Source organism: Pseudomonadota bacterium, assembly GCA_022361155.1.
Taxonomy (GTDB): Bacteria; Myxococcota_A; Polyangia; order Polyangiales; family JAKSBK01; genus JAKSBK01.
The window spans coordinates 1-10,973 of the sequence record JAKSBK010000286.1; the positions used below are offsets into that span (position 1 = coordinate 1).

The window sequence follows — 10,973 nt, forward strand, 5'->3', positions numbered from 1 at the left end:
GGGCAGCTTGGGGATCGACGTTTCGAGGAAAGCATGCAGCTCGCGGCGCAGGCGCTTCGGCGTTCCGCCACAGGCGCGAATGGCGTCGTCGACCTTTTCGTCGTCCAACAGTCCGACCAACAGATGCTCTAGTGTCACGTACTCGTGACGCTGCTTGGTGGCTTCTTCGAACGAGTGGCGCAGCGCCTCTCGAAGACCTTTTGCGATGCGTGGGCTTGAGCTCATCTCTCGGCCGGGTTCAAGGAATCCCTGCGTTGCCGCCGGGCTCAGTCGTCAGGCTCCAGGGTCAGCTGCAAAGGGTACTCGCGCTCTCGCGCCAGGGTCTCGACCGTACGGGCCTTGGTTTCTGCGATCTCGTAGGTGTAGACGCCTGCCACACCCACGCCATTCTGGTGCACGTGCAGCATGATGCGAACAGCCTCGGGCTCGGCGTGGTGAAACACAGAGCGCAACACCTCGACCACGAACTCGCGGGTGGTGTAGTCGTCGTTGTGAAGCAGAACCTTGAACATGGAAGGGCGCTTGAGCTTGGTTTCGGATTCGGTTTCTTCGACGACACCGCCTTCCGGTTCCAGCTGGGGCTTGCTAGCCATGCGCTACTCCTCACAAAACGCTTCGGGCGCCACCAGAGCTCATTGTAGCCAGCTATCTTGCGAATGCACTCCAGACGGCCGCGATGGCGTCGCGCAGCTCATAGAGCCCTACGCCCCGGTACAGCGGCTCGACGGTGAGCGGTGACCCGGAGCAGCGCTCCAAGACCACCACCAGGCGCTCCTCGTCAACCTCGACAGAGCGCACCTGATCCCAGGGCAGCACGAGCGTACGCTCCCCTTGGGCAACCTCCAGGACATCGTCGTGCAGGGCAAGGTAGTGGCGCGCGCCGGACGCGACCCTGCGGCGAATGCGCCTGGCAACGACCCACCAGCCTAGCGTGGCGAGCCCACCGGCCACGGCGAGCAGATGGTGCACCATGTGGGTCCCCACCGCCGCCAGCCAGACGGCGCCAACGGCGACACCGGCCGAGGCCAGCTGGCGCGCGCCGGCCAGCTGGCGCTCCGCGCGCGAGTCGAGCTCGAAGCGCCGCAGCGCCGCCTTTCCGAACGGCGCCGGCGGGTCATCGGCTCCCCGCGCTTGATGGTCCGGTCGCGGCATGGGGTCCCATCAGCGAAGAACGACGCGTACGCAGTAGTCACCGTTGGTATCGTTGCTTATTCTCACCGTGCTCTCGCTCACATCCGAGATCCGCACCAGGTCCCCAGCCGCCGGAACAGCGGATCTCACGTCCTGACAGCCCTGATCGAACGCCATGGACAGGTACACGGTGACGTGCATTGGCGCGCGACCAAGGCCGTGGAACAGCACCAGCGAGGCAGTCGCCGGATAGCCCAGCCACGGCCCACCTACCCAGGGTGTGCTCTCCCAAGTCCGGCCATCATCGCTCAGCCTCGCATGGGGAAGGTCTGCCGGAGTGATGTCGACGGTGTGCGGGGTGCCTCCGCCGCAGCCGGCCGGCCCTCCGCTCAGCCCTGCCGCCAGCAGCAAGCCGAGGACCTGTGGGAGCCGGGAGCAGCTCAGGGGAGCCTGCGTCTCGCTGGTCATGGTTAGCCACCTTTCGCTTCGAGAAGATACTCGACGGCGACGCCTGCGCGACCGAAGATCGGCGAGACGGTCCGGAGTTGCCACCGATCCCTATTCCAGGACAACCGGAGCCCTCTCGGCCATGAAGGAACACAGCGAGGCCACCAGTCCCTGCGTGGTGTAAGGCTGCGCGCTGACGTCCACCTTGATGCCAAAGTCGCGAGCGGTTTCGGCCGTGATAGGGCCAATGCACGCAACGGTGGACGACGACAGCTCGCTGGCTCCCGCATCGCCAAGCGCGGCCATCACGTTGCGCACAGCGGAAGAGGCCGTGAACGTGACCACGTCGATCGAGCCACCCCGCAGCAAGCGCCGGAGCTCCGAAACCTGCTCGGCATCCGGGGGCTGCGCGCGGTATGCCTCCACCGCATCCACGAGGCCACCCGCTGCTCGCAGCAGCTGTGGCAGGGCTTCACGGGCCACCGCGGCCCTTGCCAGCAGGATTCGCTTTGCCCTCAGGTTCCCTGCGTGCCGCTCGATCAGGGCCTGCGCCAGGGCTTCGCCGCGATGCTCCGGGGGCACCACGTCGGCCCGGACCCCGTACTCTCGCAGCGTAGCTGCAGTTGCCGGCCCGATAGCCGCGATTTGGCAGCGCGACAGGCGCCTGGCATCACCTCCCTGCCGTTCGAGCTCCGCAAAAAGGGCGCGAACGCCGTTGGCACTGGTGACGGCGAGCACGTCGTAGCGTGCCAGATTGCCGACGGCCGCCGCGAGAGGGCCCCTATCGGACGGTGGCAGCAGACGCACCGCCGGCAGGATAACTGGAAGGGCGCCCTGGTCTCTCAGCGCTTGAGCCAGCGCACCGGACTGGTGCGCGGGTCGGGTTACCAGGACACGCTGGGAGAACAGCGGCAGCCGGCTGTACCAGTCCAGTCCAGGCTTGGCCGCCACGAGATCACCCACCAGCGTGATCGTAGGGGAGGCTAGCTTGGCCCGTGCCACGCGGGCGGCGATGTCCGACAGCGAACCGATGACGCGGCGCTGAGACGGCAGGGAGGCTTTGTGGATCACCACGACGGGGGTGTGGGCCGGCCTGCCATGCCGGATCAACAACCGCATCAGCGAACCGAGCGCGGGCGCTGTGCTCAGAATCGCCAGCGCTTGACTGGCAGTGGCAAGCTTGCTCCAGTCATGCGCGCGTTCGTCTCGCTCGGCCGACCCCGTCGCAGCCAGACAGATCACACTCGCGGGCGGCTGCCCATGCGTCGGCGAGACCCCGGCGTACGCCATCGCGGCTGAGGTCGCGGCCACTCCTGGGATCACTTCGAACGCGATCCCTGCGCGCGCGAGGTATTCCGCGTCCGCGAGGTCTTGCGCGGTGGCGAGGCTCTGTGCGCACCGGAGGCGGGCGACCATAAGACCAGAACGCGCCGCTTCGAGCAGGCGCTGAACCGTGTTGCCTTGGCCGCCCGGCGTCTGATCTCCTGTCTCGACCCGCCGCAATTCGGCATCGTCGCGACAGTACAGCAGCACATCGGGATGAACGAGCGTGTCGTGGAATACGACGTCGGCTTCGCCCAAGCGCCGCAGCGCGCGTAAAGGGACGAGCTCGGGATCGCCGGGACCCGCATCCACGAAATACACCTTGCCGGCCGGCTTGTTCATGCCGCTCTTGCAGTCCCCTGTAGGCCTGCCGATCGCTCGAAGTCGCCGGCGGTGGGGCGAAGCATTGTAGGCGCCTCGCGACGCTCGTGCCATGGTAGCAGCCCTGCTGGTACCACGGATCACAAGTCCGGTCCGCCAGGGCTGACGAGGACCGGCTCCGGAACCCGGATCGGCAACCAGTGCGTCCGTGGACCTCTTGTCGATTTGGGCACAAGGTGCGAGCGCCCCGGCGCCATGGTAGGAGCGGCTGGATGCCCACGGTTGGACGCGTTCTGTCTATGGTTTGCGGGTTGCTCTGGGTGTCGGCCTGCTCAAGCGGCGCTGCAAAGCCGGCTCCGGTAGAGTCGGCGAAGCCGGCAGGCGCGAGCGCGCAGACCCGGCCCGAACCGGCGAAGGTCTTGGTCTATCCGCCCGGGCGGCCGCCGGTCACGGTCAAGGTGGAGCTGGCCGTGACTGCCGCGCAACGCCAGCGAGGCCTGATGTTTCGCCGTCGCCTGGAGGCGGACGCAGGTATGCTGTTTTTGTGGAAACGACCTCAGCATCTCTCGTTCTGGATGCGCAACACAGACCTGCCGCTCGATATCATCTTCATCGAGCCCGATCTGAAGATACTCGGAATCGTCGAGAACGCGGAACCCCACACCGACGCGCCGCGCGAGGTTCCGGGCCTTTCTCAGTATGTTCTCGAGGTGAACGCTGGCTTCGCTCGCCGGCACGGCCTGGGTGTGGGGACCCGTGTTCGCTTCGTAAACGTCGAGGTGCACGTACCATGAGGCGTTTTTGTATTGCCCTACTGCTGCTAGTGCTCGGTTGCAGAGACGACGAGCCGCGTTTCTCGACTGCGTCGCAAGGCAAGGTCGCCCCGGTGGCCGGCAAGTCGCGCGAGCGAAGGGTTGCCGGAAGGAAGGTCCCCAAGAAAGTGCTTGCCGACAGGAAGGTAGCGGAACGCGTCGGCGGTTACGAGCTCATCCGTGCCGGTGAATCGACGCGCAAGAGCCGGCCTGCGGCAAGTACCGGGGCCGAGAGGTTGATTCGGGTGCCGAACAGGCCCGATCCGCACGAAGGGAGCTTCACCTTGAAGCAGGCGCTGCGCGGGCTCGCCAAGGATGGGGAGCTGATAGCTCGCATCGAAACCAGGATGGGGGCGCTCTATTGCGAGTTATTCGAAGACAAGGCGCCGATCGCGGTGGCGAACTTCGTGGGGCTGGCTAGAGGCTTGCGACGCTTCTGGGACGCGCGTCAGGGCGAGTGGGTGGCCCGCCGTTACTACGACCGGACCACCTTCCATCGCATCATTCCCGGGTTCATGATCCAGGGCGGGGATTATCTGGGTGACGGCTCGGGCACCACGGGCTACGAGTTTCCAGACGAAATCCACCCCTCGCTGAAGCACGACAGGCCAGGGCTGCTGTGCATGGCCAATCGAGGTCCCAACACCAACAGCGGTCAGTTCTTCCTGACGGACGGCCCAGCACCGCATCTTGATCATAGCTACACCATCTTCGGCGAGTGCGAGCCTACCGCACTCATAGGCCGGATTGCGCGGGTGCCACAGGCCGGGCCGCCCAACAACCGACCTCTCGATCCAGTCGCGATCCGGGCAGTTCAGGTCGAGCGCGCTAGAGGCGGTATAAAGGGAGCCAAGACGCGACATCACCAGGCCATCACCAAGCTCCGGACAAAGGCGGCTGCGCGGGGCGCAAGCAAGGGGCCCAGTGCTCGAAAGCCAAGACCGTCACCACGGCCGCGCGAGTGACACCAATGGCCCGGAACGCGCCTCCTTGGGGCCCGTGACAGATAGCTGGTCGAGACCGGCCGCGCAGGGTGGATGCGATCGCCGGCGCGCCCGGAGCATGCGGTTGGAATCGAGCATGCGGTTGGAATCGAGCATGCGGTTGGAATCGACCATGCGGTTGGAATCGACAGAGCCCGCAGCGATAGCAGCGCTATTGCGAGGATTCTTGCGAGGACGAAAGCCGCGAGCGCGCCGCCCTGCGCGGCCGCGACCGATCGAGTCATTCTGTCACGGGCCCTTGGGCGCCGGAGGTCTGTGGCCGCGGGCGCACGGGGTCCTGTGCAGGCGTCCGGTCGTCGGCGCTTGGGTCTTCGCCAGCCGTCCGCGAAGCCTTGACCTTGGCGGTCACTCGGGGCTCGACGGCTCGAGCGTCCTGGCTCGGAACAAAACGCACTTCGGCTTTGACCTCGAGCGAGAGATTGCTGAGCGCTTTGGCGATCTCGGCGCCGAGCTCGGCCTCGCGCAGGAAGCGTCCAAACTCCGCTGCGATGGCGCGAACCATGCCGCTCTTGGCTTCGTCCATGTGTGCCGCGAGCAGTGTCGCCCACTCACGTGAGGCACGACCTTCTCCCACGACCTGACGCAGGGTCTCGCTGCGTTGCAGGGTGTCGCGGCCCGCCTCCACCCCCCGTTTCAGCAGTTCGGGTAGGACCTTTTCGAGCGTCGCACGCAAGCTGGCCGATGGATTGGCGTCGCCGGCGCCGGTTGGCTCGGAAGGGCGCTCGCCGACATCGTGCGGGGGTCGTTCGGAGTCTTTGTCGTTCTCTCGCATGGCGCCTCCAGCGTACGTTACCTTGGTGCACACGCCCTGGCGTGTCGAGTGGCCGGGCGCGGCTTACCGTGATATCCGGCGGCTCGAATGGTGCAGGTCCTACTCGTTTCGAAGCCGTTGGTTCCGCCTTGGAACGACAGCAGCAAGAACCTGGCCCGTGATCTCGCCCGTTCAATGACGGATCACACTCCGGTGGTGCTCACCACGAGGGAGGCCGACATCCAGCTTGGTCGCGCGCGGTTGGAACGACCTTACTCGGCGGTGCGCAAGGGCCTGCAGACATCCATGCTGGATCATGCCAGGGTGGTGCGGTGCCTTGCCTTCGGGTCGCGCCGGGATCTCTGGCATTTTTTCTTCGCCCCGAACCCGCGTACGTCGAGGGTTGCGCGTTTGTTGCGCAGCGTGCGGCGCGTCAGCACCGTTCACACCGTGTGCAGCGCGCCACGGCGCGACCTGGATTGGAAGCGGCTGCTGTTCGCCGACATCACCGTGACGGTGTCGAGGGCCACGCAGGAACGTTTCATCGAGGTGGGCGTACCGGCCGAACGCCTTCGCCGTGTCGCCCCGTGCGTGCCCGATCTTCTTCCCCTCTCTGCGCTCGATCGCGATCGCGTATGCCGCTTTCTTGGGCTCGATCCAGAGCGTCCGCTCGTGGTGTATCCGGGCGACCTCGAGTTCGGCAACGGAGCAAGGCGAATCATCGAGGCGCTTGGACATTTGCCCGCGGGCCTTGGGGTGCAGCTCGCGATGGCCTGCAGGGCCAAGACCGACAGAGCGCGCCACGAGCAGCAGGCCCTGCGGCTCTTCGGTGAGAAGATGAAGCTAGCCCCAGCCATCGCATGGTTGGGAGACACCCCTGCGATCCTGCGGCTGTTGGGCGCGGCAGACGTGGTTGCTTTGCCTGCCGAGGACTACTACGCGAAAATGGATCTGCCGCTCGCCTTGCTGGAGGCCATGTCGCTCGCACGACCGGTGTTGGTGCTCCAAGGCACGCCGGCAGCCGAGCTCACCAGTCACGGTGGCGCAGTGGCGACAGAGCACAGCGCTGGCGCGGTCGCAGCCATGATCCAGACCCTCGTCGAAGACCCGGAGTACGCGGAGAAGCTTGGGCGGCGCGCGCGTGAGGTAGCGCTGCGCGACTACGCTCCAAAGGCCATGGCGGAACGCTACGAGCAGCTTTATGACAGCTTGCTGTAACGGCCGGCCACGCTGGCAGCTGCGGCCACTTGGCGGAGCCGTATCCAGCAGCAGGTAGCCCACACGATGAACCCTGACGATGCCGCAAACCGTGCCTACTACGACGCCTTCAGCGAGCGCTACGATCGGGGCCGGAATCTGGGATACCACCGCATGGTCGACGACCTGGAATTCGACGTCGTTGAGCCTTACGCCAAAGGCAAGCGAGTCCTTGAGGCAGGTTGTGGCACCGGTTTGCTGTTGGCGCGGCTGAACAGGGTGGCGCAAAGCGCGTGGGGGGTGGATCTGTCAGCCGGCATGGCGCGCGGCGCCCAGGACCGGGGCCTCAATGTCGTGCTGGGAAGCCTGACGCGGCTCCCGTTCCGCGACGGGGCGTTTGATCTGGTGTGCAGCTTCAAGGTGCTTCCACACGTGCAGCAAGTGCGACGGGCTCTGGCCGAGATCACCCGCGTGACGATCCCGAGGGGTTACATCGTCGTCGAGTTCTACAATCCCTGGAGCTTGCGCTATCTGGCGAAGCGGTTGGCAGGCCCGCGTTCCACCAGCAGCAGGCGCACCGAAGCCGATGTCTTCACGCGTTGGGACGCACCTTGGTCCCTGCGGGATCACTTGCCTCCCAACGTGGAGATGGTGGCCCTGCGCGGTGTACGCGTGCTCACACCCACCGCCGCCGTGTATCGTTCTCCGGTTCTTGCCCGTTTCTTCTTCGCTATGGAGCACAAGGCCCTGAGCTCCAGGATACGCTACTTCGGCGGCTTCTTGATCGCTGTCTTGCGCAAGCAGGCAAGGCCGCTTGCGCGCGGGGGCGAATCGGCTGCGACTTGACGCTGCTTGACCCACAAGCGCTTGCCTTGAGCATCACAGAGCGATATAGCTGAGCTTCATGCTAGAGGCGCAGCCCGAGCTCCTGCGACGTCTTCGAAGTCAAGCCGAACGTGCGCTACAAGGCGACCGGGCAAGGGCTTACGCAGAGCAGCTCCTGGATCAGATGCTGAGCCTGGCACCGCCCAGGAGCGAACACAGTGTGTTCGCCCACAGGAGACTGGCGGAGCTGCGTCTTGAACGTCACCCGTGGCGCGCGGCGCTGCACTTGCGGCGCGTGCTTGAAGTCAGTGCCGACGACGATGCGGCCAATGCGCTGATGGGACTCGCTCATGCGCTCTTGGGCAACTACCGAGCAGCTGCGAGCGCTTATCGAAACGCCATTGCGCTAACGCCCCGCAACCCCTGGTACCACCACAACCTGGGTCATCTGCTGGACGTCGGCCTGGGTCAGGGTCGGCGTGCACTGACGCATCTCAGGTTGGCTCATGCGCTGCAGCCCGACGAGCACGAGATCACCGCATCTCTGGCGCGCTGCCTCGGAAACATCGGCGAGCTCGAGGAAGCGCGCAGGCTTGCCGATGAGGCTTGCACCTGCGCGCCCCACAACACGGAGCACAGGAAGCTGCGCAGCTGGATAGACCGCAAGGCTTCCCCACAACGCAGGGATGTCGAGACACGCGGCCCCTGCGCGGCTCCCAGGCTGGAGGCAACCTCCCGGGCGGTCCTCGGCGCTCTGCGACAGAACATGACTGGCGCCGGGTTTTCGTCGCGCCAAGTACAATGTGCGTGCGCCCTGTGGGTGGATTTTCGCGGTCGCCGCGAGGTGCGCGTCAGCAAACCGGAGGTTCTCGCGGCAGCGGTGGAATATGCGCTGGCCCGGGTGATGCGCATGCAGGGCGTAACCCAGGCATCCTTGGCTCGTCGCTACGGTGTCGCTGCCACCTCGATCTCCAGTCGGTATTCGGAGATCCGAGAGGTGCTCGCCTTGCGCCCCGGAGACCCTCGCTACGCGTCCATGCAGTAGGGGCCCGCGGAAACAACTCATCCATCTCACCGGTTCCGACCACCGTTGGCCATGTTGCGCCTCGGCAACGGCGCCCGGCCTCGGCGATACAGACGAGTTGTTCTCCCGCAGGCCCTAAGGCGCCGGGGACCAAAAACTTGGCAAGGCGCCGCAGCATCGGTTATCCGAGGGTATGGAACGAGCACTGTCTTTTGGCCGAGCGATGCTCAGTCTGGCGCGCGCTGCAGCGCGAGGAACCGTCGAAGTCATTGGAAGGGCACGTTCGGCGCGCATCAGCGTACGCGAGGGAAGGGTAACCGCCGCCACGGGCGCAGAGCATGCTCTGGGCGACATGCTTGCTCTTTGCGGCGAGATGGACTGGAGGGCCCACCGCGAGGCGCTGGCCCAGGGTGCACCCGCCGGCCTGGTGGGGCGCTGGCTGATCACGCAGGGCGTCGCGAGCCGCGACTCGGTTCAGCGGGCACTGCACCTGCAGCTTCACACTCGCCTCGAGGAGCTGTTTTCCTGGGAACAGCTCGATTACCGTTTCGCCAGTGCGATGCCACAGGAGCACGACGGCCAGCTACCGGCCTACGCTATCGGCCTGCCCGACGTGGTGCTAAGGGGCATCTGCAGGCTGCTTTCGGAACAGGACGAGGTGCAGCTACGCAAGGCGCTGGGCGGAGCTCCCTTCCGCCTTTCCTCTTCGGGCAGTCACATCGTCAGGGGAGCAACGCTGCTCGACGAGGAGCGCCAGGCAGTTGAGGAGCTGCAACGCGGTGCCTCGAGCGACCTCCGGCAGCTGGGCGGCCGAGCGCTGCGTACGGCCGTCGCCATCAAGCTGCTCGGTGGCCTCGAGCCCGCCACCAAGGGGAGCCAGCGCTACTCTCTGCTGCTTCGCAAGAAACGGCAGCTGCGCCGGGCGGCCGGGCCGGCTTCGCTGCTGGAGCTGCCGAGCGGATCGAGCCCGGAGGCGGCCCGGAGAGCGCTCCGGCGCCTGGCCTGCAAGCTTCACCCTGATCGGCTCGGCGTTGCCGCGCCGAGGCCCCTGCGTGTCGCTTCCACCGAGGTGATGGCTGCGCTGTCTCAGGCCGAATACTCGCTTCGGAGCGACGCAAACACAGGCACCTGACTCGGAACTTCGTTGCAGGTCACTTCCGATCAGGTCTGGCAACGCAACCGGCTGCGTTGACCCTGGCTTGAGGCGGTGTTACGGGGTCGAGCGTCGTGACGCTCCAGGACCTCATTCTCGGCTTGCAGAAGTTCTGGGCTGAACGTGGTTGCCTGATTGCGCAGCCCTACAGTTCAGAGGTGGGTGCCGGTACGTTCAACCCCGAGACCTTCTTGCGCGCGCTCGGACCGGAACCCTTCAACGTCGCCTACGTCGAGCCCTCGCGACGGCCGGCCGATGGACGTTACGGTGACAACCCGAACCGCATGCAGCATTTCTACCAGTTCCAGGTGGCGCTCAAGCCTTCGCCGCTCGAGATTCAGGAACTGTACTTGGAGTCCTTGCGCGCGGTTGGCACCGACCCAAAACGTCACGACATCCGCTTCGTGGAGGACGACTGGGAGTCACCGACGCTGGGTGCATGGGGCCTTGGCTGGCAAGTGTGGTTGGACGGTCAGGAAATCAGCCAGTTCACGTACTTCCAGCAGGTCGGCGGCATCGACTGCCAGCCCGTGACAGGTGAGCTTACCTACGGGCTGGAGCGCATCGCGGCCTACCTGCAGGACCTGGACAGCGTGTACGACATTCGCTGGTCGGACCGAGTGAGCTACGGCGAGCTGCGCAAGCGTGCGGAATGGGAGTGGAGCACGTACAATTTCGAACGTGCCGACGTGAACCTGCACTTCGAGCTCTTCGACCGCTACGAGCAGCAGTGTTTCACCTTGCTGGCGCTGGAAGACTCCGCGAGCGGTGCAGCGGGTTTCGCTGCGGGACCCCTTGACCGATTGGTGCTGCCTGCATACGACCACGCGATCAAGTGCAGCCACCTGTTCAACGTGCTTGACGCGCGTGGTGCCATCGCTGTCACCGAGCGCCAGCGTTTCATTGGACGCGTGCGACGGCTTGCTCGGGCCTGCGCCGAGTCATTTGTGGCGCAACGCGAGGCACTGGGATACCCCCTGCTCAA

13 protein-coding genes are annotated in these 10,973 nt (G+C 65.6%); 7 read left to right on the forward strand and 6 right to left on the reverse strand.

The window, feature by feature from the left end:
* The 5 genes from MJD61_10845 to MJD61_10865 form a co-directional block, all read right to left on the reverse strand.
* On the reverse strand, positions 1 to 225 hold a 225-nt coding region (locus MJD61_10845; protein MCG8555765.1), incomplete at its 3' end, for a hypothetical protein.
* A gap of 41 nt (positions 226 to 266) precedes the next feature.
* Positions 267 to 593 carry an ATP-dependent Clp protease adaptor ClpS gene (locus MJD61_10850; protein ID MCG8555766.1) on the reverse strand — a complete coding sequence of 109 codons (327 nt, stop codon included), beginning with the start codon at positions 591 to 593 and terminating at the stop codon, positions 267 to 269.
* 52 nt (positions 594 to 645) lie between these two features.
* A complete protein-coding gene (locus tag MJD61_10855) occupies positions 646 to 1,152 on the reverse strand; it encodes a hypothetical protein (protein MCG8555767.1) in 507 nt (168 codons plus the stop codon).
* A 9-nt stretch (positions 1,153 to 1,161) separates the two neighbouring features.
* The gene (locus tag MJD61_10860; GenBank protein MCG8555768.1) at positions 1,162 to 1,599 is read right to left on the reverse strand and encodes a hypothetical protein; all 438 of its coding nucleotides are present in this window, start codon (positions 1,597 to 1,599) and stop codon (positions 1,162 to 1,164) included.
* Positions 1,600 to 1,689: 90 nt separating this feature from the next.
* A complete protein-coding gene (locus MJD61_10865) occupies positions 1,690 to 3,336 on the reverse strand; it encodes a uroporphyrinogen-III synthase (GenBank protein MCG8555769.1) in 1,647 nt (548 codons plus the stop codon).
* 158 nt (positions 3,337 to 3,494) lie between these two features.
* Between MJD61_10865 and MJD61_10870 the strand changes: the two genes are divergently transcribed.
* Both MJD61_10870 and MJD61_10875 read left to right on the forward strand, forming a co-directional pair.
* Positions 3,495 to 4,016, forward strand: coding sequence for a DUF192 domain-containing protein (locus tag MJD61_10870; GenBank protein ID MCG8555770.1), 522 nt, complete (start codon positions 3,495 to 3,497; stop codon positions 4,014 to 4,016).
* The gene (locus MJD61_10875; GenBank protein MCG8555771.1) at positions 4,013 to 4,999 is read left to right on the forward strand and encodes a peptidylprolyl isomerase; all 987 of its coding nucleotides are present in this window, start codon (positions 4,013 to 4,015) and stop codon (positions 4,997 to 4,999) included. Before MJD61_10870 ends, MJD61_10875 begins: the two co-directional genes overlap by 4 nt.
* 259 nt (positions 5,000 to 5,258) lie before the next feature.
* Here MJD61_10875 and MJD61_10880 read toward each other — a convergent pair whose 3' ends face one another.
* On the reverse strand, positions 5,259 to 5,810 hold the full coding sequence (locus MJD61_10880; GenBank protein MCG8555772.1) for a hypothetical protein: 552 nt from the start codon (positions 5,808 to 5,810) through the stop codon (positions 5,259 to 5,261).
* A 174-nt stretch (positions 5,811 to 5,984) separates the two neighbouring features.
* Between MJD61_10880 and MJD61_10885 the strand changes: the two genes are divergently transcribed.
* From MJD61_10885 to MJD61_10905, 5 genes are all read left to right on the forward strand, one after another.
* A complete protein-coding gene (locus MJD61_10885) occupies positions 5,985 to 7,007 on the forward strand; it encodes a glycosyltransferase family 4 protein (protein MCG8555773.1) in 1,023 nt (340 codons plus the stop codon).
* A 66-nt stretch (positions 7,008 to 7,073) separates the two neighbouring features.
* The gene (locus MJD61_10890; GenBank protein MCG8555774.1) at positions 7,074 to 7,832 is read left to right on the forward strand and encodes a class I SAM-dependent methyltransferase; all 759 of its coding nucleotides are present in this window, start codon (positions 7,074 to 7,076) and stop codon (positions 7,830 to 7,832) included.
* 58 nt (positions 7,833 to 7,890) lie between these two features.
* The gene (locus MJD61_10895; protein ID MCG8555775.1) at positions 7,891 to 8,856 is read left to right on the forward strand and encodes a tetratricopeptide repeat protein; all 966 of its coding nucleotides are present in this window, start codon (positions 7,891 to 7,893) and stop codon (positions 8,854 to 8,856) included.
* Between the two features lie 172 nt (positions 8,857 to 9,028).
* Positions 9,029 to 9,967, forward strand: a complete 939-nt coding sequence (locus tag MJD61_10900) for a hypothetical protein (protein ID MCG8555776.1) — start codon at positions 9,029 to 9,031, stop codon at positions 9,965 to 9,967.
* A gap of 95 nt (positions 9,968 to 10,062) precedes the next feature.
* Positions 10,063 to 10,973: glycine--tRNA ligase subunit alpha (locus tag MJD61_10905; protein ID MCG8555777.1), on the forward strand; the 911-nt coding region annotated here is incomplete at its 3' end.